The sequence below is a fragment of the Sunxiuqinia sp. sy24 genome, assembly GCF_052677165.1.
In genome coordinates this window covers 340,907-363,293 of sequence record NZ_JBQYLH010000001.1, presented here as the reverse complement: position 1 = coordinate 363,293, position 22,387 = coordinate 340,907, and the positions used below count along the sequence as shown (strand labels likewise).

The 22,387-nt window shown below is 43.9% G+C and carries 19 protein-coding genes; 4 read left to right on the top strand and 15 right to left on the bottom strand.

Going from position 1 to position 22,387, the window contains the following annotated elements:
* Positions 1–8: 8 nt before the first annotated feature.
* The 9 genes from ACUNWA_RS01445 to ACUNWA_RS01405 form a co-directional block, all read right to left on the bottom strand.
* Positions 9–644 (bottom strand): phosphoribosylanthranilate isomerase, encoded by a 636-nt coding sequence (locus ACUNWA_RS01445; protein ID WP_445590094.1) that lies wholly within the window; start codon positions 642–644, stop codon positions 9–11.
* 48 nt (positions 645–692) lie between these two features.
* Positions 693–1,478 carry an indole-3-glycerol phosphate synthase TrpC gene (gene trpC, locus ACUNWA_RS01440; protein ID WP_445590093.1) on the bottom strand — a complete coding sequence of 262 codons (786 nt, stop codon included), beginning with the start codon at positions 1,476–1,478 and terminating at the stop codon, positions 693–695.
* Between the two features lie 57 nt (positions 1,479–1,535).
* Positions 1,536–2,531, bottom strand: coding sequence for an anthranilate phosphoribosyltransferase (trpD, locus tag ACUNWA_RS01435; RefSeq protein WP_445590092.1), 996 nt, complete (start codon positions 2,529–2,531; stop codon positions 1,536–1,538).
* Positions 2,532–2,608: 77 nt separating this feature from the next.
* Positions 2,609–3,178, bottom strand: coding sequence for an anthranilate synthase component II (locus tag ACUNWA_RS01430; RefSeq protein WP_445590091.1), 570 nt, complete (start codon positions 3,176–3,178; stop codon positions 2,609–2,611).
* A gap of 1 nt (position 3,179) precedes the next feature.
* Positions 3,180–4,586 (bottom strand): anthranilate synthase component I family protein, encoded by a 1,407-nt coding sequence (locus ACUNWA_RS01425; protein ID WP_445590090.1) that lies wholly within the window; start codon positions 4,584–4,586, stop codon positions 3,180–3,182.
* A gap of 341 nt (positions 4,587–4,927) precedes the next feature.
* Positions 4,928–5,743: a mechanosensitive ion channel family protein gene (locus ACUNWA_RS01420; RefSeq protein WP_445590089.1), complete on the bottom strand. Its 816-nt coding sequence runs from the start codon at positions 5,741–5,743 to the stop codon at positions 4,928–4,930.
* 319 nt (positions 5,744–6,062) lie between these two features.
* Positions 6,063–7,136 (bottom strand): family 10 glycosylhydrolase, encoded by a 1,074-nt coding sequence (locus ACUNWA_RS01415; RefSeq protein WP_445590088.1) that lies wholly within the window; start codon positions 7,134–7,136, stop codon positions 6,063–6,065.
* A gap of 4 nt (positions 7,137–7,140) precedes the next feature.
* A complete protein-coding gene (locus tag ACUNWA_RS01410) occupies positions 7,141–8,256 on the bottom strand; it encodes a carbohydrate-binding family 9-like protein (RefSeq protein WP_445590087.1) in 1,116 nt (371 codons plus the stop codon).
* A gap of 27 nt (positions 8,257–8,283) precedes the next feature.
* Complete coding sequence (locus ACUNWA_RS01405) at positions 8,284–9,720, bottom strand: alpha-L-fucosidase (protein WP_445590086.1); 1,437 nt, start codon at positions 9,718–9,720, stop codon at positions 8,284–8,286.
* Between the two features lie 574 nt (positions 9,721–10,294).
* Here ACUNWA_RS01405 and ACUNWA_RS01400 point away from each other — a divergent pair.
* Complete coding sequence (locus tag ACUNWA_RS01400) at positions 10,295–12,931, top strand: glycoside hydrolase family 2 protein (protein WP_445590085.1); 2,637 nt, start codon at positions 10,295–10,297, stop codon at positions 12,929–12,931.
* Between the two features lie 150 nt (positions 12,932–13,081).
* Here the strand turns inward: ACUNWA_RS01400 and ACUNWA_RS01395 are convergent, their stop codons facing one another.
* Positions 13,082–13,786, bottom strand: coding sequence for a hypothetical protein (locus tag ACUNWA_RS01395; RefSeq protein ID WP_445590084.1), 705 nt, complete (start codon positions 13,784–13,786; stop codon positions 13,082–13,084).
* 49 nt (positions 13,787–13,835) lie between these two features.
* Between ACUNWA_RS01395 and ACUNWA_RS01390 the strand changes: the two genes are divergently transcribed.
* Together ACUNWA_RS01390 and ACUNWA_RS01385 are read left to right on the top strand one after the other, a co-directional pair.
* A complete protein-coding gene (locus ACUNWA_RS01390) occupies positions 13,836–14,549 on the top strand; it encodes a M48 family metallopeptidase (RefSeq protein WP_445590083.1) in 714 nt (237 codons plus the stop codon).
* A 39-nt stretch (positions 14,550–14,588) separates the two neighbouring features.
* On the top strand, positions 14,589–15,926 hold the full coding sequence (locus ACUNWA_RS01385; RefSeq protein ID WP_445590082.1) for a deoxyguanosinetriphosphate triphosphohydrolase: 1,338 nt from the start codon (positions 14,589–14,591) through the stop codon (positions 15,924–15,926).
* Here the strand turns inward: ACUNWA_RS01385 and ACUNWA_RS01380 are convergent.
* Both ACUNWA_RS01380 and ACUNWA_RS01375 read right to left on the bottom strand, forming a co-directional pair.
* Entirely contained in the window at positions 15,923–16,522 is a 600-nt protein-coding gene (locus ACUNWA_RS01380; protein WP_445590081.1) for a 3-keto-disaccharide hydrolase, read from the bottom strand. The genes ACUNWA_RS01385 and ACUNWA_RS01380 overlap by 4 nt on opposite strands.
* Before the next feature lie 23 nt (positions 16,523–16,545).
* The gene (locus ACUNWA_RS01375) at positions 16,546–17,202 is read right to left on the bottom strand and encodes a hypothetical protein (RefSeq protein WP_445590080.1); all 657 of its coding nucleotides are present in this window, start codon (positions 17,200–17,202) and stop codon (positions 16,546–16,548) included.
* A gap of 232 nt (positions 17,203–17,434) precedes the next feature.
* Here ACUNWA_RS01375 and ACUNWA_RS01370 point away from each other — a divergent pair, with 232 nt between their 5' ends.
* A complete protein-coding gene (locus ACUNWA_RS01370) occupies positions 17,435–18,586 on the top strand; it encodes a carboxypeptidase-like regulatory domain-containing protein (protein WP_445590079.1) in 1,152 nt (383 codons plus the stop codon).
* 79 nt (positions 18,587–18,665) lie between these two features.
* Here the strand turns inward: ACUNWA_RS01370 and ACUNWA_RS01365 are convergent, their stop codons facing one another.
* The 3 genes from ACUNWA_RS01365 to ACUNWA_RS01355 all read right to left on the bottom strand — a co-directional run bounded on the left by ACUNWA_RS01365 (position 18,666) and on the right by ACUNWA_RS01355 (position 22,341).
* Positions 18,666–19,949 carry an efflux RND transporter periplasmic adaptor subunit gene (locus tag ACUNWA_RS01365; RefSeq protein ID WP_445590078.1) on the bottom strand — a complete coding sequence of 428 codons (1,284 nt, stop codon included), beginning with the start codon at positions 19,947–19,949 and terminating at the stop codon, positions 18,666–18,668.
* A gap of 185 nt (positions 19,950–20,134) precedes the next feature.
* Positions 20,135–21,382, bottom strand: a complete 1,248-nt coding sequence (locus ACUNWA_RS01360; protein ID WP_445590077.1) for an aspartate kinase — start codon at positions 21,380–21,382, stop codon at positions 20,135–20,137.
* Between the two features lie 254 nt (positions 21,383–21,636).
* A complete protein-coding gene (locus ACUNWA_RS01355) occupies positions 21,637–22,341 on the bottom strand; it encodes a queuosine precursor transporter (protein ID WP_445590076.1) in 705 nt (234 codons plus the stop codon).
* Between the last annotated feature and the right edge of the window lie 46 nt (positions 22,342–22,387).

Here is a 22,387-nt window from a genome sequence, read left to right as displayed (position 1 = left end):
ATTATATGCTATTTTTTTCTGATCTGATTGATAAAATTCCTGACTTGGCAAACATCCTTCAAAGCGGGCTCCAATTCGAATCCACTGTTAATATCCAAAGCAAAAAGCTGGTTATGCTTAAACTGAGTAAGCGCCTCGACATCATCGGGGCCAATGCCTCCACTTAAGAAAAAAGGAACATCCAGCTTATATTCATTTAGCAACTCCCAGTTAAACTTTAGTCCGGTGCCACCGGGCAATCTACCTTTGGTATCGAACAGGAAGTAATCGACAGCTGAATGATATGCTTTCAGCACGGAGAAGTCAAACTGCTCATCCACCGAAAAAGCCTTTAAAACCGTCACTCCATCATGCTTTAAGGTTTGACAATCTTTCGGGCTTTCATTTCCATGAAACTGCACCACCTCTATTTGAAAGGCAGAGCAAATGGCCCGGACTTTTTCCAAATCTTCATTGACAAAAACCGCCACTTTCTTCGTTGCTTGCGGAACAAGACTGAAAATTTCCGGATTTGGATTTTCACCCACAAAGCGTTTCGATTTCGGGTAAAAAATAAACCCTAAATAATCAGGCGAAGCTTTAAGGACCTCCTGAATATTATCGGGATCCCTCATTCCGCAAACTTTTATTTTTAAATCTTCCATAAGTGCTTTGGTTATTCAGCAGGTGACATGACATCATCCGCTGAATAGTTATCTTAAATTTCGCATAAACTCCGTACACGTCTTCCCAGGGTCTTCCGTTTTCATGAAATTTTCGCCCATCAGAAAACCATCAAAACCCGCGCTCCGCAAGTAGTGAATATTTTCGATGGATGATAAGCCACTTTCCGAAATGCGAACCATATCCGAAGGCAGCTGCTTACTCAGCCGAACCGAGGTTTCCACATCCACTTCAAACGTTTTCAGGTTGCGGTTATTCACGCCAACCAAATCCACCAAAGGATTAAGCTTATCAACTTCTTCTTCAGCATGCACTTCCACCAAAACTTCTAACCCCAGCTCTTTGGCTGTTTCCGATAAGCGCAACAACTCTTCCTTACTCAAGCTGGCGGCAATCAGCAAAATTAAATCGGCGCCATGCGCTTTGGCTTCATAAACCTGGTAAGGGTCGAGCATAAAATCTTTACGCAGAATGGGCGTTTGTGGGTTCGCAAAACGAGCTTTAGCTAGATTCTCAAACGAACCACCAAAATACGGATGATCGGTTAAAACAGACAAGCCCGACACACCGGCTGCAACATAGGCCGAAGTAACTTCTGTAACTTCAGCGTTTGCATTAATCATTCCCCTGGAAGGCGACTTAGTCTTAAATTCGGCTATAACTCCGGAGGCCCCTTTAGCTTGGAGGGCCGCTTTCAGCGAGTTGGATGTACGCTTAAAAAAAGGCGACAACTTCAATTCGTCGATGCTGATCTTCTCTTTAGCAGCCGCAACTTCGCGGCGCTTATTGGCATTTATTTCGTCTAATATCGTCATGATGATTTCGTCTTTTATTGTCATTCTTCAATCTGCAATAAGCACTAAAAATGCAGGCTACTTACTATTGCCCATCAGCTTTTTGAACACCGCCAAGGCTTTCTTACTTTCCAATGCTTCTGTCGCTTCAGCCACACAATCGAGCAACGATTTTCCGGGACACAGGCATTGAATTCCTAACGCAGCATTGGCTATGACGACATGCTGCTGAGCATCGGTCCCGTTTGCCTCCAATATGCGAACAAAAATCTGGGCAGCATCCTCCACCGAATCTCCGCCCGATAATTCTTCAGGAGTATAAGTTGGAAAGCCAAAATCTTCCGGCCTTAGATCAAATACACCCGATTTTGAAGCATAACGTGCTGGCCCGGTCAGTGAAATTTCATCATAGCCATCCAGGTTGTGTACAATCCGGTAATTCTGATTGCTATCGCGCATCGCCTGATTGTAAAGATCCATAATTTCAAGGTCGGACACCCCTATCAATTGATTTTTGGGAGACGACGGGTTGATTATTGGCCCCATGATATTAAAAATGGTGCGAACCTTCAAAGCTTTCCGCACAGGGCCGACATATTTCATGGCCGGATGAAAAAGCGGTGCATGAAAAAAGGTAATGCCGGTTTCGTCCAGTTCGCGACGCAGCTTATCGTGATCGTTGCTAAACTGATAGCCAAAATATTCGAACATATTGGATGATCCACTTACTGATGACAAGCCATAGTTACCATGTTTGGTCACTTTATAGCCTGCTCCTGCCAGCACAAAACAACTTAAGGTTGAAATATTGAAGGTGTTTTTCCCATCGCCACCGGTTCCAACTACATCAATGGTATTGAACTCAGAAAAATCAACCGGAACGCACAAGCTTAGCATGGCCTGGCGGAAGCCAGCCATTTCTTCTCCCTTAATCTTCCGCATTCGAAAAACAGTCAGTAAAGCCGCAATCTCCGACTCCGAAAATTGACCTTCACCAACCCGGGTGAGCACTTGCTGCGCTTGCTCTTTGCTTAAGCTGTTGCCTTCAAATAAATAGTTTAAAGTATCTTTCATCGTATTCTGATTGTTTTATATTCTATTGCACCATCAAATCCATTGCATTCAACAGTTGTTTCCAGACTCCGATTGAATTAGCTGTTCAACCAGTTCTCAATCATTTTCTCACCCAGTGGTGTTAAAACCGACTCAGGATGAAACTGCACACTACGCACATCGTATTCTTTGTGCTTCATCGACATAATCTGCCCATTAGCATCCTGGCTGGTTATTTCAAAACAAGCAGGTAAACCATCCGGATTCACAATCCAGCTGTGGTAACGGCCTGCTTCAAATTGCTCCGGAATCGAGGCAAACAAAATCGGATCGGGATTCACCTGACTTACCGTTGTGGCAACGCCATGCAGCACACGTTTCATGTTAATCAATTTAGCACCAAAAGCCTCGCCCATTGCCTGATGCCCCAAGCAAACCCCCAGCATACTTTTACGCGGGGCAAACTCACGAATAATTTCTAACAGCAAACCAGCTTCTTCCGGAATTCCGGGTCCCGGTGAGAGCACAATCTTATCGTACTTCTCCAGATCGTTCAGCTCCAGCTCATCATTCCGAATCACATCAACAGGCTGCCCCGATAGTTTCTTAATCGCGTGCACCAAATTGTAGGTGAATGAGTCGTAATTATCTATGACTACTATTTTCATGTTAAATCTCTTTAGCAATTTCAATGGCTTTTTTCAGCGCAGCCAACTTATTATTCACTTCCTGCAGTTCGTTTTCTTCTTGTGAGTCGGCCACCACTCCGGCACCAGCCTGGTAGTAGAGCGCGTTTCCTTTACTCAAAAAAGAACGGATCATAATCGCATGGTTCAGGCTGTTGTCGAAGCCCATAAAACCAATAGCTCCCCCGTAGTAGCTGCGCCGCTGGTTTTCGTAGCGATCGATCAACTGCATAGCCATGTGCTTAGGCGCTCCCGACAAGGTTCCGGCCGGAAAGGAATCTCCCAACACAGAAACCATATTAGCTCCTTCAGGCAGTTTACCCGACACTTCAGACACCAGGTGAATGACATGTGAGAAGTACTGCACTTCGCGATAGCTGTCCACAGTCACGTCCTCAGCATTTCTACTCAGGTCGTTTCGCGCCAGATCAACCAACATAACATGCTCCGCATTTTCTTTGGGATCGGCACACAGCTGCTCAGCCAACACCCGGTCTTGCTCATCATTGCCGGAACGCCGAAATGTTCCCGCAATGGGGTTGATGATAGCACGTCCCTTCTTTATCCGTAGCTCCGCTTCCGGGCTGGAACCGAAGATCCGGTAATCGCCGTAATCGAAGAAAAATAAGTAAGGCGATGGATTAACTGACCGAAGTGCCCGGTACACGTTAAATTCATCGCCTTTGTATTGTTGTGCAAACTGTCGTGACAACACAATCTGAAAGACATCGCCACGATAACAATGCTCTTTGCCTTTGGTGACCATCTGCCGATATTCCTCATCGGTAATGTTGGAAGTTTCATCGCCCACCAAATCAAATTTGGTATCCGGAAAAGACAAATTTTTAAGCAAGGACTCAATCTGTCCCATTTCTGCTGTTTCCCCCTCAGCCAGATTTTCAATCAACGAAATCATATCCTTGGAGTGATCAATAGCCAGAATATACTTATAAAAGCAATATTTCACCTCCGGCACCGAATAGGCTTCCTTTCGCTCAGCTGTCACGTCGATCTTCTCAAAATACTTAATCGAATCGAAACTAAGGTATCCAAACAAGCCATTGGCAGGCGTGCCATCCACATCACCACTTAGCTTGAACGATTTGAAAAAGGCATCCAGTTCCACTTCTACTGTCTTGTGATCAGTCACCTCTTTACTCATTACCCGCTTGCCCAAGTGATCGATGGTAATCTGCCCCTGATCGGCCGTAAAGCAGGCCATTGGCTTGATACAGATGAAAGAATACGCATTTTCATTCCCATGATAATCGGAACTTTCAAGTAGAATCGAGTTGGGAAACAACTCCCTGAACTTCAGATAAACACTCACCGGAGTAAGCGTATCTGCCAGGATCTTCTTGACGTTTACTTGTACATTTATTGGATTCATGCTATTGCGTTTTTAAAATTTTTGACAAAAAAAAGCGGCTTACCGTGTTCCGATAAGCCGCTTTTGTGATCATGACTGGCATGAAGCTACTCCTCCCCACGGTATTGTGAAAAGTTATTGCGCCACCACCAATTTGTTAACATGACCTGATTCATTTGTATATCTCTTAAAAATACCAATATGGCTATTACCTTCTTATTCGAAGAAGACCCCACCACGGAAGCCATATTGTATTTATTTCATTAATCTAATTTGAACTTGAGAGTGTAAAACAATAACTTTTTTTTTGAATAAGCAAATTTTAAGACCACTCACCGACAAAAAATGAGAATTCCTTCATTTTATACTTGATTCATATGCACATCCATTTGTGGGAACGGAATGCTTATTCCGGCTTCATCCAGCGCCTCTTTACCTTGCTCATAAACAGCAAAATAAACAGCCCAGTAATTCTCCGGCTTGGTATGTGGACGCACGGCCAGCTCAACAGCACTATCAGCCAAACCGGAAACACCAACAAATGGAGCCGGCTCCTCGAGTACCAACGGATGTTGTCTCATTACCTTCAGCAGCACCTCCCGTGCTTGTTTAATATTGGACTTATAGGATATTCCGAAGGTCATATCTACCCGAATCAGTCCCTCCGTCGTATAGTTGGTTATATCTCCATTTGAGATAGCACCATTCGGGATAATAATGGTTTTATTGTCGGGTGACAACAAGACCGTCACTACAATATGAATCTCTTTAACAACCCCTAAATGCCCTTGGGTTTTAATCAGATCGCCCACCTGAAAGGGTTTAAAAACAAGGATCATAACCCCTCCGGCAAAATTGGCCAGCGTTCCCTGCAGGGCCAAGCCAATAGCCAGACCCGCGGCACCCAGTATGGCAATAAACGAAGTCGTTTGAATACCAATCATGCCCGCTACACTAATGAGCAACAGGGCCTTCAAGCCCAGATTGGTCATACTGGACACAAAACCGATCAAAGACACATTGACCTTTCTTTGTTCCATCATCCGCCGGGCACCTCGCGTAAAACGGTTGATAATCCATAAACCAACAATCAGGACTACAATTGCTAAAACAATCTGTGCCCCATGGATTAAAATCAGTTCATAAGCCTTTTCTACTAAACTCTGATAATCTTCCATGTGTTTTGTTTTAATTAGTCAATTTCTTACTAACTCAAGATTGGACGGAATAAATTCTGTTGATTATGATTGGGCAATTCCCCTTTCATGTTCTAATTTACTACTAATCTTGCAAATACTAACACGAACAAAACAGTATTTCTCAATAAAACTAAATTAACAATCAGTAGACGATGCTGCTTTTAAGGATTAAAAAAAATAAAGCTCCAAAGCGAATGATCTGCTGATCTTATGCTTCGGAGCTCTATTATAATATGATACCGTTTCAGAAAAAAGAATAAACTTATCCCCTTCCTATTCCTAAAAAACAGACCACGATCTACTTATGCTTTTTCAAAACAGCCAGCACCTCATCATCAACGTTACCAAACAGAGAAACGCCGGCAGCTCCGTTTTTCAAAGCGTAGTCAATGCCATTGTCCAGCTCTTTCGTTGATTTGAAATTAGGCAAAAACAGTCCGGCATACAGCGGGAAACGACCACATAAAAAATGAACACCTTCTTTCACCGCCTCGCCAATCCACTGAACCTGCTCACGGTAAAAACCGTGATAAATCATAGGACAGATTCCATCCAAGTTCCAGTTGGTCCAATCTTGCCGGACAATACGCCGTGCCACTTCCGGCGTTGGAAATACCGCTGCAGTAATTTGCTTTTTATGCTTGTGCGCAATAGCTGAAGCCTGGTTCACGATATCTGTAATTCGGTCATACCGATAGTTTCTCCATGAAAGGCTCTGATCGGGATACTCCAGCTCCAGCGGATCTACGCCATGCATTTCCTTATAGTTTGAACGGCAAGTTTCGCAGTAGCAAAAATCATATTCCGGTAGTTCCTCCTGCTGAACAATGTCGTAGTTTTGCCACAGGTCAACTGGCAAAATCACATCGCAATAGCGCACATAATCCAGGTGAATTCCATCAACATAGTCCTTCTGCAAGACATTTTCCACCTGCTCGCGCAAGTAATCCTGAACTTCAGGTTTTGAGGGACACAGCCATCGATAGTAATTAACGTAGGGTGGATTGGTTGCACACGACTCGCCGGTCCGGCTGATGGCATACCATTCGGGATGCGCCTCCAGCAGCGACTTCTCACCTCGGTTCATGGTCCACATCCAGCGATGCGTTTCCAAACCTGCCTTTTTGGCTATCCGAAAATGCATCTCGCTATCGCTCTCAAAAAACATCCCCCGGATGCCAGCATCGTAAAACCGCTCATATTTCTCCTGCAACTCAGCTTCTGTTTCTTTCTTATTCGGATTTTCCCAAACCCAATGTTTATTAGCTCTTTTTTCCGATTTATGTCTTTTAGGGAAAGCCCCTGAACTGGTGTAGCTTAAAATACCAGCACCTGCCAGTAAGGATGATTTTATAAATTCACGTTTTTTCATGTTTCTATTTTTGATTTGTTTTAAACAAGCCTACGTTATTAATTGAACAAGAACTGCCATCAGAAGCTGTAAGCCTAGCCGTAAATTGCCATTTGCTTGCTTCCAACTCCAAGCTTACTGATTCATTTCCTTCTAGAGAGAAACGGTCATTCAATCCCAATTGTTTCACATTAGCGGCATACCAGCCATGCTCTCTTTGATAACTTTTCTGCTTATAATAAATCTGCCAAGCGTATTTGCGCATTTGCGCATGTTTAGCAGGCTGAAAATCCACCTTAGTGGTTCCAACGGCATGAGTTGAAAACTGCACAATTCCATAACGTTCAGGTGCATGCATGCTGATGATGCCGGGAGCACTCCACACCCAATTGAATTCGGGCAATGGACGGCCGGTATCCGGATTTTTCCGTCTCACATACCGCCCATCAATAACATCGGTTTTCCACTGCACCCGCGAAAAGTTGATTCGCCAGTGCTCTCCTTGCTCAGGAACTTCACTTTCCACCCCGGAGCGCAAGTCTGCAAATGGAATCTTCATCTCCACCGTCCATTTCTTATCCCGATCACTTGGGTCATTGATCGTTCCATCAACGGCAATGGCACTTTCAAATCCCGGAGCGTTATAAATCACGAAGGGACGAGCTCCATCGCGGTATGGGCGCGGCATAAACAAATCAAACAACGTGTTGCGGGCATTAACCTCAAACTCAAAATAATCATGAGCATTTCCATCGGGGTCGATAAAAACTTCAAAATCATTTTCATGATAAACAATCATGTCATTGGTATCATAATACGCCCAAACATGTGGTTCTTCCAGTTCGGCAAAGAGGTATAAATTATGCTCATCCCACAGCATTTTGATGCGAGTTCGGTGAAGCGGCTTCGGCTTTCGGTCACCTTCAATATCAACAAAATCATTCGTCCAGGCCGCTTTTGCCCAATCTGCCTCGCTGGGTTTTCCATCCAGCAGGATCGGTTCAGAAGCCTGGTAAGCCACGTAATGTCGAACCGGTGTAAACAAATGATCAAGTCCTTCCCATAGGTTCTGGCCAAACGAACAGAACGGGCTTGACAGCAGGAGGATTATGCTCAGTGTTCGGAAATGTTTTTTCATCATCTTTCTAATTCTTTAAAAATCAGTTTTTTATTTTGGTTGAATAGAAAAGGCCAACGCGGGATATTCCGCATGACTTTTCCGGAATGATTTTGGAACTGACACCAACACCTGATCTCCGTCCATTTTCCATTTCACTTTCTCTCCGGTAGCCAGCAAAACAAGGCTTGAACCCTTTGCCGGTAAATTCCCACTCCAACGGATGGCTGCCGGCACAGGCTCTCCCTCTGCTAAGCGGGCAACCGCATAAGTCTCCTTGTCCTTCCCTTTAGTGAAGAACACTTCGCCATCCTGATAATACTCAGCAGTTCGGGTTCCATAGATAGCATCTCCATTGGCTTGAAGCCACTCGCCAATTGTCTGCAGCCGCTCAACCACTTCTGCATCCAGCGTTCCATCAGGACGGGGCCCAACCCCCAACAACAAACTACCTCCTTTAGCAACAATCTCTACCAAGTCATGTACCACTTTGGTAGGTGATTTCAATTTTTCATTTGGAACAAATCCCCAGTTATTGCCTAGGGTAATGCAACTTTCCCAAGGATAGTCCAGTTGCTTGGAAGGAATACTACGTTCGGGAGTCTGGTAATTTTCATAAGGGCCATGAACAGTACGATCCACAATCAGTAAACCGGGCTGTTGCTGCCGAGCCATATCGGCAATTTTGGGTAAATCAATTTTCTGATCCCAATCCGGAATCGGTGCTCCCCACGACAAAACCTCTTCATTCACCGTTTCGCGTGGACGAACCCACCCACCGTCAAGCCAAAGAATATCAACTGCCCCATAGTCTGTCATCAATTCCTGGATCTGATTATAGGCGAATGTTTTAAAGCGATCCCAGCGCTCTGGAAATTTGCGAATATCGTAGTTAACATTTCGGTTTGGCGTTGAATATTTATCCCACCAAAAATCCTGCGAATGCCAATCAGGTTTTGAATAATAGGCCCCAATCATAAAATCTTTGGCCCGAAAGGCTTCAAAGACATATTTAGCCACATTCGCTTTGGGATGCTTACTGAACGGGCCATTGGTTACTTTAAAATCCGTTTGCTGCGTGTCGAACAGGTTAAATCCGTCATGATGCTTAGTCGTAAAAACCAGGTATTTCATCCCTGCCCCATCAGCTGCGTCCGCCCATTGTTCCGGATTAAACTTCACTGGATTAAAATCCTTACTCAGACCCCAATACCACTTTTTATACTCGCAGTACCTCATGCTGTCAGGCCGGTTAATCCAATCTTCAGAACACAAAGCCCACGACTCGATTATTCCCGGAACGGCATATAAACCCCAGTGAATAATCATTCCAAACTTCAGATCCTGCCATTGATCCAGTTTCTCCAATACCTTTTGGTCAGATGGCCATTCATAAGTTGTTGACTGCTGATGAACCCCCAGGTCTTGGGCCGACAGCGATAAAAATCCCATCAAAACAATCAATAAAACCCCAACTATCTTTCTCATTTTTAAACGATTTAAAACATTTAATCTAAATATAAGGAAATTCAAAGTTCCTATCTATAACCCTACTATAAAAAGATGTTTACGCACACATCAAAAAAGCAAGTACAAACAGCTCTTTGGGACAATGATCATCAGAAAAACCAAAAAATCCCCTAATATAGCTAAGGCTAACCAAAAATCGATATTGATTCAGAATCAAGGCTTTAATCGAACAATTGGCTTAATCGGTTTCTTCCCTTAAATAGTTAACGCCCCCAGGTCAAGAAGGAGCGACAAGATAGAAAAAATACCATGTGTGCGTACACATTTATTAAAAAAACAAGTTCTTTTGTAAAAAATATCCTTAGTTTTGAACGGTTATATTTTTCAAAAGCAGGTGCCACACCACCGACAAAACACAGACTAAGTCACTCAACAGCAGAGCTCAATAGCAATGAATCAGCATTAAGTGAATTTCGGCGATACGTGCATCGCAAACCGACAGCTGCAGACAAACGTAACAAAGTAGAACAAAGCAAACGAAAGACAATTTCGGATTGCAGAATACTCAGAACAGGAACCAATAAAAAAGACCATGAGACATCGAATCATACTTATAGGAATCCTCTTCGCAATTATTTTCTCATCACAAAGAGGAGCTGCATCAGAGCTTGAACTTAACTCAAACTGGCAACTCGCGCCGCTGGAAAAAGTTAAAGCCTCCGGCGAAGAGATTTCGAAACCAAGCTATCGTCTGCGCCAGTGGAAACCAGCTATTGTTCCCGGGACGGTGTTAACCAATCTGCTTGCTCTGGACGAGGTTCCGGATCCGTTCTACGGGATGCATAACGAAAAAATCAAAGACATTTACGAAACCGGACGAGATCATTACACCTATTGGTTTGTCAATAATTTCAACAAAAAAGCAAAAGAAGATGAACAAGTCTGGTTGCATTTCCGAGGCGTCAACTACAGCTGCGATGTTTTTTTGAACGGGAAAAAAGTAAATGCAGAAAGACATTACGGCATGTTCTTGCGTCAAACGTATAACATTACCTCCTTGCTAGCCGCTGACGGTAACAATCGCCTGGCTGTTATTGTCTATCCGGTTGATCCGGCTGGAAACCCCAATGGCGGACAGGGAGGTGATGGTGAAATTGCCCGCAATGTGGCGCACCAATATGTTGCTGGGTGGGACTGGATTCAACCAATTCGCGACCGCAACACCGGAATTTGGGATAAAGTGACCGTGGAAACCACCCAGGTAATCAACCTGCAAAATACGCATGTGATTACCCACGTACCGGGTGTTCGTTTACCGGGCAAGAAGCAAGCTCCGGCTCAAATCCAAACATCGGTCGAGCTGGTCAATCCAACCAACAAGCTCGTCTCGGGAAAACTTGTCGTGGAAATTGATGGGCAGACCGTAGAGCAAACGGTTTCGCTGCCTGCACGTTCAACCCAAAAGATAAAGCTGCCCAAACTGACGATTAAGCACCCAAAACTCTGGTGGCCCAATGGTTATGGCGATCAAAACCTCTATCCCCTGACGATGAAATTCTTCGTGAACGACCAACTCGCCGATCAGGAAAATATCACCGTAGGTATTCGCGAAATCCAGCGAAAATGGAACGACCAGACGCGCAGCATGCAGATCATGGTCAATGGCCAAAAAATATTTATAAAAGGTGGCAACTGGATCATTTCCGATGCCATGCTTCGCTTTAGCCCCGAACGTTACGACGCGGAAGTGCGCTACCACCGCGACATGAATCTGAACTTGATTCGGATTTGGGGTGGAGCGCTGGCCGAACGTCCTGAGTTTTATGATGCCTGCAACAAATATGGACTGCTGGTCATTCAGGACTTCTGGATGTCTGGCGACTGCAACGGACGATGGCTCGATCGGAATAAAAAAGACGACCAATGGACCCGCCGGCAATACCCAGATGACCATAATTTATTTATCCAATCGGCAGCTGATGCTGTGAAGCTTATCCGCAACAATCCATCGCTGGCCATGTGGTGCGGCGGAAACGAGATCAAGCCTCCTGTTGATATTCTGGAAACACTAAGAGATTCCGTACTAAAAGAACTGGACGGCACACGCTGGTTTATCGAATATTCGAATTCCGACAGCATGTCTTACAACTTTTTGGGAGGAAACGGCGATGGCCCTTATGGCATTCAGCCTGACTCTATTTTCTGGCAACACCGCACCTGGCCTTTCAACTCTGAAATAGGCTCTGTTGGCGTTGGCGATGCGGAATCCTTGAAGCGTTTTCTTCCCATCGAAAATCAGGTTATCCCTACCGAAAAACATGGAACCGAATCAGTTTCAGACCCTGTTTGGACCTATCATAAATACATTGGATATGGACGCTCGATGAAGCCTTACGGCGGCGCTTCCAACATGGAGGAGTTTGCCAGAATAGCGCAGTTGGTGAACTACAACCAATACCGGGCACTCATCGAAGGATTCAGTTCGCACATGTGGGACTGGTACACGGGAACCATCATCTGGAAAACACAAAATCCCTGGACCGCTCTGCGCGGACAGATGTACGACTATTACCTCGATCCGAATGCTTGTTTATACGGACTGCGAACCGGAAGTCAGAAATTACAAGCCATTTGCAATCCGACATCAAAAATGATTACCGTAGTCAACAATGGCTTTGAAACCCAAAACGACCTGATGCTGGTTGCCAAAGCTTATGACATGAAAGGCAAAGAGCGCCCGATCTCTCAGATTCTTGTTTACATTGGGCCTACAACAACCAAAAAAATCATGTCGGTGAAATCGGCGCTAAAACATGTTGGAGGCGAAAAAGATGGCTCCTTCCTCTTGCTTCAACTGCAAAACAACCAACAGGAAGTGGTAGCCGAAAACTTTTACTGGTTTCCGGATGCCGAAGGAAACTACAGCGGATTGCAAAAGCTGCCTGATTCGAAACTGAACGTATCAGTGACTAGAAGTGCTCCCAACAAAGTGCGGGTCACACTGAAAAATTCGCCCAATGCACCTGTAGCTTTCTTCAACCGACTGGCAGTGGTTGATGCCCAAACGAACGAACGAATACTCCCACTATTTGCCAACGACAACTATGTTTCGCTGGTTCCGGGAGATGAAAAAATAATCGAGCTGGAATGTCCTCTGGCCGATTCAAGAAATTGGAAAATAGCTGTTGAAGGATGGAACTTCGACAAGCAATATTTTCCAATAAATTAGCAGCATAATTTTTTTTACTCGGAACTGCATCAGTGACTTGCTCATTGGTGCAGTTTTTTTTTACTTCTAAGTCGGGAACAATCGCCTACAAACACATAAAAAAAGCAGGATAACACCTGCTATCCTGCTCTCATCCTATTTTTAGTACAACTACTTCACCTTTTCCATGTAGAGTTTTTTCAACTCTTGTAAATATTCTAAACTTAACTTATTGCTATAAATCCTAACAAATTCGCGCAAGCGTCCGTTGTGATAGAAAGAGCCAACTGCCGCATCAAATTTACTTTCGCGCCAATTATACTTCACCCGATTGCTCAGGGCATCAAAGTCATCCCACGCGCTATAACCCGGAAGCTCAATATAAGCATGGAACCGTTCTTTTAAATCCAGGTAAATTCCGTCATCAATTTTTTCAAGGGTAAAAAATTTAACCACCTTAATATTGGCTTTCTCCTTCAGGTTCTTCTTATTCTTGCTCAAAAAGTGAATTCCGTTATCTTCGTATGCTTTTTGCAAAGCACCAATCAGCTCATAGCGGTTTAAATGCCTCACCCGAAGAACATAGTATGTTTTCTCATACATCGTCAAAAAGCCTTTACCCGCATCAAACTTTTCATCGAAAACTTTTTCTACCTCCTGAGTAGCGCGAATAATGCTTTCCAGCGGATAATGTTCCTGCAAGGCAATGTACATGTAAATAGGTTTCGTGTCGAAGGGAGTTTCGTGGTAATACCCCGGAAATGGCTCAAGCGACTCAAAAACGAGTGTGCCCGGCTCTACCTTGTCATCAATAGTAAATACGGTTTCTCTTTTATTAATCGTCCCAAATACTTCAATCGTGTTTTTTTGTTCCATAGTTCAAATTTTGAAGGATTGATTATCTTCGTCAGCAATTATTAACTCTATGAAGGCTGAGAAAGTGATCGATGTTGAACCTGTTGGACAGGTTACTTTAGTTAGAAATGAACGCTCCCGTTATTTTCGGTTACGGGTAAAACCCAATGGACTTGCCCATGTCTCCATGCCTGTTTTAGCTTCAGAGTCCAAAGCAATTGACTTTGTCAGATCGAAATCGACCTGGATACAAGAACAACAACAAAAGCTAAAAACAGGTTTAACTGTTTTTGAGCAAGATAGCTCTTTTCGAACAAAGTTTCATCAATTAAAAGTCGTAAAAGTCAGACAGTCGAAAGTATCAAACAGCATCGGGAACGGTATTATTCAAATCAACATTCCAGAGCACATCAATCACGAACACCCACCCATTCAGCAATTTATACGCCGGACACTTGTTGAAGTTATGCGATACGAAGCCAAAGCATACCTTCCGAACCGCCTTCAGGAACTGGCCGACAAGCACCAGTTTCAATTTGAAAAAGTATTTATAAAACATGTAAAAAGTCGTTGGGGAAGTTGTTCGTACACTAACAATATCAACCTGAACGTGCACCTGATGCGTTTGCCGGATCGCTTGACCGACTACGTGCTACTGCACGAACTGGCCCACACCAGGGAGAAAAACCACAGTACCAGCTTTTGGAGCTTGCTCGAATCGGTTTGTCCGAACTCAAAACAACTGGACAAAGAGCTAAAAAACTATCAAGTGGATGTTTTTTGAACAGAAAAGCGCTCCAACTGCTTATTTAAATAAAATGCTATGATGAACTGGACGGAATTAATTTCGAGTAAACGATTAGGCACCCAGCCCGGGGCGAAACAAACTGAGCTCTTTAACCGGACCCAGTTTCAGCGCGACTACGACCGGATTATTTTTTCGTCGCCTTTCCGGCGGATGCAAAACAAAACCCAGGTCTTTCCGTTACCGGGAAGCATCTTTGTGCACAACCGACTAACGCACAGCCTGGAGGTAGCCAGCGTAGGTCGCTCACTCGGAAACATTCTTTCGGAAAAACTGCTCGTAGCCGGCGAAACCAATCCTCTAATTTCGGAGCTGGGCGCTGTTGTTTCGGCCGCCTGCCTGGCTCACGACATGGGAAATCCTCCCTTCGGACATGCCGGTGAAGAAGCCATTTCGAGCTACTTCCGAAATGGAAACGGCCAGAACCTGGAGCTGATGCTGAAACCCGAAGAATGGAAGGATTTCGTTTATTTCGATGGTAATGCCAATGCCCTTCGACTACTTAGCCACCAGTTTAACGGACGCCGGGCCGGAGGTTTTGCCCTTACCTATACCACGTTGGCCAGCATTGTCAAATACCCTTTTGAATCGGTCAATGTCACAAAACCCAAATTTGGTTTTTTCCAGTCTGAAAAGGCATGCTACGAGGCAATTGCCAGTGAACTCAACATCAAGCAGCTCTACAACAATCCGCTAAAATTTGCGCGCCATCCCTTAGTTTTTCTAGTTGAAGCGGCCGATGATATTTGCTACCAACTAATGGATCTGGAAGATGCTCACAAACTGGGTATCCTGACCTACGAGCAAACCAAACTGCTTTTCCTGAACTTTTATGATAAGGGGAAAGATAAGAATTTATTAAAAAAGATTGAAGCCACATTTAAAGAAGTATTGGACCACAATGAGCGTATTGCTTACCTGCGTGCCGGGGTGATCAACAAACTGGTACACGAATGCATCGCTGAATTTGAAGCCAACCAGGATGCCATCATGAAAGGTGCTTTCCAGCAATCGCTGATCAGCCAAATTAAAGGCATATCGAAAATTGCCATGGATGAGATTCAGGCCTTGTCCATCGAAAAAATCTACAAACACCGAGCGGTTGTAGAAGTTGAGATTTCCGGACACCAGATTATCGGAACGCTTCTCGAATCCTTTACCGAAGCCGTTTTATCGCCCGACAAAGGCTATTCTAAACGACTGATTTCGTTGATGCCCATTCAATACAAAGTCGACCACCATTCGACCTATGAAAAGGTGCAATCGGTAATCGACTTTGTGTCGGGCATGACAGATCTATATGCCCTGGATTTATTCCGGAAGATAAAAGGAATCAACCTGCCTTCGTTGGGCTAAAGCTCACGAAGTTTCAGCTTTCTCCAGTGTACTTTAATACCACCGCCATCATGAATTTGCAGGGCAATACTTCCTTTGCCTTCGGCAATTTTATCGTCGGTCATGTCGCACATTTGGTGTCCATTCAGCCAGGTGGTGACATGACCACCTTGCAGGCGTATCTTCATTTTATTCCACTTACCCATTTTCAGGTAGCCTTCTTCCTCATCAGGAATCTGGCAAATCCATCCGCGGCCATACGACTCGTAAATACCGCCTGAATCGTGGTTTGGAGGAGCTACTTCCACTTGCCAGCCACTCACTTTGGTGCCTTCAAAAGTAGAACGGAAAAAGATCCCGCTATTGCCATTGGCTTCTTGCTTAAATTCAACTTCCAACTCAAAATCATCGTACGATTTTTCAGTTGAAAGGTACCCATAAGCTTTGTCCGGGCCACTTTCACAAATCAATTCACCTTTTTCTACATACCATTTTTCTGTGCCATGAATTTTCCAACCATCCAGGTTCTTTCCATTAAACAGGTTGATTACATCTTTTTGTGCCAGCAGCGGCCCAGCGCACAGCAGCAGCGCCAGCAAATACGTCAGTTTTTTCATTCAAATTAGTTTTATGATTTTATTTATTTCGCCAGCTCACCTTTTAGCAAACTAACATTATTTTTCAACTGTTCGATTGTTTCATCTTTGGTTTGAAGATCAACTTTCAGCTTTTGCACTTGTGATTTCAGAGTGGATAACTGTCCCGACAACTCTTCGATAGTCGCATTTTTCGATTTAAGTTGAAATTCCAGTTTCCCGTTTTCATCTTTCTGACGATTCTGATCAAAGCGAATTTCGGAAAGATCACCAGTTAGCTTCTTCACTTGCGAAGAAAGGTTTTTTTTGTCATCCTGCAATGCCTCGATCTGCTCTTTATAGCCTTCCATCTGCTGGCTATACTGTCTTTTTTCGTATTCAAAAGCATAAATTTTCTCTTCAATGCTGGCATCTTTCTCCTGCACATTGTTGGCTAGCGTATTGATTTGTCCGTTCAAGTCACTAATCAGCTGGTCCTTCTCGGCATTGCTTCCCATCAGCTCGGTCTTGGTTTGTTCATAATCCGCAATCAAATGTTCAATACGATCGGCTTTAGCCTGATTCTCATCGGTCAAATCACGCACCCGTTGTTCGGCACGTAACTTAGAAGATTCCATGTCCAGGTATTTCTTTTTCGACACACATGATGCAGCCAAAACCCCCACACATGCAATGAATATAAAAAGTTTGCTTGTTCTCATCTGATTCAATTTTTATTGTAAACAATAAGCCGGGATATAGAATCCTAATTCATTGTGAATTTAAGAGGATTAAACTCCCGGATTGTTTGATTTTAAACTATTTTTTCGTTGTTTGGTTAATTCGAATAAATAACGTCTTTCTCATAAATATGTTATTCAAATTGTACTTTTAAATTTATTCTGACGTTATTAGCTAAAAATAGGAAAAACTCTGAGCTAAAAAAAAGACCGCATGAGAAATCTGATAATATCTTTATTTCTTCTGTTTAGTTTAACAACAGAAGCACAAGTCAAACAACTCAAGGGCCGAGTGGTTGATTCGGCAAGCCAGGCAGGAATTGCCTATACAAACATTGGCGTCGAAGGAACATTTTACGGAACAGCCAGCGATGCCCAAGGCTTTTTCGAACTTAAAGTTCCGGAAGAATTTCAGAAAGAGCAGCTATTTTTCTCCGCTGTGGGTTATGAAAACCAGACGTTCGACATTGCGACCTTATTGCAAAAAGACTTCGTCAAGATTGACCTGACCGAGCAGACTTATGACATTGAGAACGTCGATATTGCCGCACAATCACGGGTTCTTTTTCGAATTATAAAATCAGCAGCCAGCAACATTCCGCAGAATTTCCACCAAGGGCCGCTGGGGATGAAGTTATATTACCAGGAAGAGTTGAAAACAGCCGATGGTACACAACAAAAACGGGAAGCTGTCATTGATTTTTTTGATGAAACAGCTTATCGTTCGCCGTCCATTACCGACGCGTTCAAAAACCGTCACTACCAATTCAGCGAAGTTAAAAAGGACTTTGAATCCTACTCGATTGCAAGTGGAACAACCGGATTTGACGAGCTGATTGAGATGGATATTGCCCGCTTGGCCAACAGTGTTTTAAACGCCCACTTACTCAACGATTTTGACTTACAACTGGAAAGCATTAGCCCTTTCAATGGCGATTCGGTGTGGGTAATTTCCTACAAAACCAGAAAAACCGATTTGGCGCACACCGGCGACTACTACGCCACCCGGCTGGATGGGAAGATTTATATCAGTCAGAATAATTACGAAATCCTGCGCAATGAGTGTGTTGTTGAATCGAAACACAACAACCCCCATAACCGTTCGCTGGCAACCAAGAAAAACGAACAAAACCAGGTAAGCTACCATTTTACTGCCACATACAAGCCACAAGCGGGAAAGTACAGCTTGAACTACCTGGACTGTGATAAAACATTTACCGACTCGAAAAACAAAAAAATAACCCTTAGCAGAAAAGCCAGCGTGCTGGATTTAAGCACCAGCCCGACCAAACAAACAGGGAAAGATTATTTTGAGAACGAAGCTTACGTGGAAAACTTTTGGAACAGTTTCAAACGCCCACAGTAACCAAACAAAGAGGCGCAAACAAAAAAGCCATCCGGGAAATCCCGGATGGCTTTTTTGCGTTTCATCGCAATTGGAAACCTTAATCTTTGGCCTCAAACAATTCTTTTTCATCAACTGACTTAACGTTTAAGCTATCTTTTAAGGTGCGGGTCACGATATTGTAAGGCCCGGTAATCACCTCATCACCACCAGTAATTCCACTTAAAATCTCAATGCTCATGTTATCCTGAATGCCAGTTTCAACGCGTTTTTTGCGGGCTAAACCCTCTTCCAACACAAAAATAACTTCTTCCTTTTCATCTTTTGAAGTATCTTCGCCCGACTCAGCTTCATCCTTAACAATCCGGGTGGTAACCGCCTGAATAGGCACTGCGATCACCCCTTTTCGGGTTTCTGTTTGAATATCAACAGTAGCTGACATGCCCGGGCGAAATGGGTAGATATTCATCGATGAACTATCAATCAAATCGAGGTAAGAATCGCGCAGCAATAGCACTTTCACATCAAAATTGGTTACCTGATCGGACGAAGACCCGACCGTATTGGCCGAGTTGGCAATTTCAGTGACAATTCCCTTAAACGTCCGTTTCAGATAAGCATCCACCTCTACCAAAGCAGTATCGCCTTTCGACACCTTGACAATATCATTTTCGTTCACTTCCACTTTCACTTCCATTCGATCCAGATCTGCCACCACCATCATATCAGTTCCGGCATACATATTGGTTCCAACGACCCGCTCGCCTTTTTCAACATTAAGCTGCGAAACTGTTCCATCCATGGGCGCATAGATCTTGGTTTTCACCAGTTGTTCTTCGGCCTCAGCCACCGATGCTTCAGCCGACTTCACCGCAAACTCAGCAGCGCGTACCTCTGCAGCAGCTACCTTGTAACCAGCCTGTGCCGTTTCAAAATCAGACTGCGCAACGGCTTGCTGATCATACAATGTTTTAGAACGTTTGAACGCCAACTCCCGCTCAATCAACTGTGCTTCCGTCTGCGCCAATCGGGCCTTCGATGAGTTCAAGCTGGCTTCGGCCCGGTTCAGCGCCTGAATATAAATATCAGGTTTGATGACCATGAGCAACTGCCCTTTTTTCACCTCATCTCCTTCTTCAATATCCATTTCAATGATCTCACCCGAAACATCCGGGCTTATTTTGACTTCGGTTTCCGGCTGCACCTTCCCGTTGGCCGTAATCAGCTCAGTGATGGTTTTACTTTCAATTTTCTGAGTTGTGACTTTGACTTCAAACTCTTTCCCAAACCAACCTTTCTTTTTTCCAACAACCAGCACAATAATGAGAACGACTAGAAGAGCGAGTAAATAAGGGAGTAACCTGTTTTTCTTTCTTTTTGCCATGGTGCATTTATTTGGGTCAATTCTAGCGATCAGGATTTTTGTTTGTTAAAAGTACGACATTTCGATAACTTATGACAAACGAAATGGGAATATACACCTGTGGCCCGCAAATGAAATAGAACGGGCCACAGATCAATGTTCTTATCTGCTTGATTCGTTTTAGACCAACAAAACCTAGCCGGTTGCTATTTCAGCACCAAACGTGCAGTACGCCGGCTTTTTTGTTCCAAAAAGAGTTGTCGGTCCTGCTTCATCTTCGTCATGGCATCGTTGTTATAAAAACGGATGGTTGCCAAAATCAAATCGGTATTATAAAGCACATCGAACTCTTTACGTAACTCCATCACCAAAGATTCCAAACCCACTTCAGGTTCATCAATACATAGCGAAAGGTCAATAGCCGATTGCTGGATCAGGTTCACTTTTATCCGGCGCTTTTTAAATAAGCTGAACACCTCCGACAGTTGATCGATTCCAATAAAGGAGAAGTCGGAAGGCGACAAGGTGATCAGGGCCTGTTTTTTCTTCAGAATAAAAATGGGTACCAAATCCAATTGGTGATCCACATCGTGAATCATGGTACCGGCCTGATCCGGAAAATCGAACGGACGAACCAAGAGTGGAATTCGTTTATTTCGCAGGGGCTTAATCGTCTTGGGGTGAATAACTTTTGCACCGGAATAAGCCAGCTCAATCGCTTCCTTGTATGATAATTCTTCCAGCTTAACCGTATCCTGAAAATCGACCGGATCGGCATTTAAAACGCCAGGAACATTTTTCCAAATAGTTACACTTTCGGCATTCAACAAATTACCCAAAATGGCCGCCGTGAAATCGGATCCTTCCCGCCCTAGCGTGGTTGTTTGATTGGTATTGGTTGACCCAATGAAACCTTGCGTTATATAAAGGTCAACATCCTTAAAAGTAAAATTATTATTGATGAGCATCTCTGACCATTTATAGTCCACAAGCGCTTCGCGGTGCGTGTCATCGGTACGTAAGCTTTGACGGATATCCATCCACTGGTTTTTCAGACCGCGCTTATTCAGGTAGGCCGAAATAATAGCTGTAGAAATCAATTCCCCGTAGCAAACCATTTGGTCATACTCGTAATCGAAATTAAGCGACGGACTTTCAGACAGCCGCTGGTTCAGCAAAGCAAACAGCTGCTTCACCTGCCCCAGATCGTCTTCGCCTAAGCCCAAGTCGGCAATAATACCAGCATGATAATCTGAAATACGCTGAAACACCTCCAGACTTTTCTTTCCCTTATTGAAGTAGCTCTTCACCAACTCCTCCAACTCATTGGTGGTATTGCCCATAGCCGAGACCACAATGACCTTTTGCCCTGGAAACCGCTCAATAATTGACGCGGCATTTTGGATCGCACTTGCAGAGCTTACCGAGGCTCCGCCAAATTTAAATATCTTCATAGGTCGTATTTTTCAGTCAAACTTTAAGGTGCTAAAATAATTAGTTTTAGATCATCATAAAACTATTTTTATCAGCCGCTGAATTTTATTTTCAACACCTAAAAATAATGAAATGGTTGGCCAAAAAAACAGAACCGTCAGACGACGCGCCAATAACTGCATTTGAGTATGTTTTGCAAGTCCCAAAAGAAAGACAATGCCACGAACTGAAGAACAGCAGAGGCGCTCTTCGCAAAAAAAAAACAGATAGCGCCTTAGTGCATCACAAAATTCCCTTTCTTCTGAATGGCTCTGGCCCAATAGACAAAAGGCGTATCTGCCGCGGCTACGGCCCATTTTAGCAAGTAAGTTGTGATCAGGATCTCCCACAGCACGCTCATTTCAAACACGCCCCAGAAAGCAATGATCGTAAACACCACACTATCCAGCAATTGCGAAACCATCGTGCTCAGGTTGTTGCGCAACCACAACTGACGAGTTGTTGGAAAGCGTTTTTTCCAAAAATGAAAAGCCCAAATATCATGACTTTGTGAAACCAGATAAGCAGCCAGACTGGCAACCATTATTCGCGGCATCATCTTAAAAATAGTGCTTAAAGCTTCGTGTGTAGTTCCGGCAAACGTATCCCCTTTCAACGGGAAAAAATAAAGCGCCAGGTTCATCAGCATAGTCATGGAAATCAAACTGAAAAACCCGATCCATACGGCCTTTTTCGCATCTTCACGCCCGTAATTCTCCGATAAAATATCAGTCACCAAAAAAGACGTTGCATAAACAATATTGCCCAAGGTAGCCACCAGTCCAAACAGTTCAACGGTTTGAATAACCTGAATGTTGGCCACAATGACTGAAATGGGAATCCACATGATCAATCCCCATTTTCCAAAGAATTTATAGGCAGCTATAATTAACAGGAAATTGGCCAGTAACATAACCAGCCACAGTAGTTCGTTGTGCATTTTTTTATTTTTTTAGGCAGGGTGATGCCACCTGCTGTTCACGAAA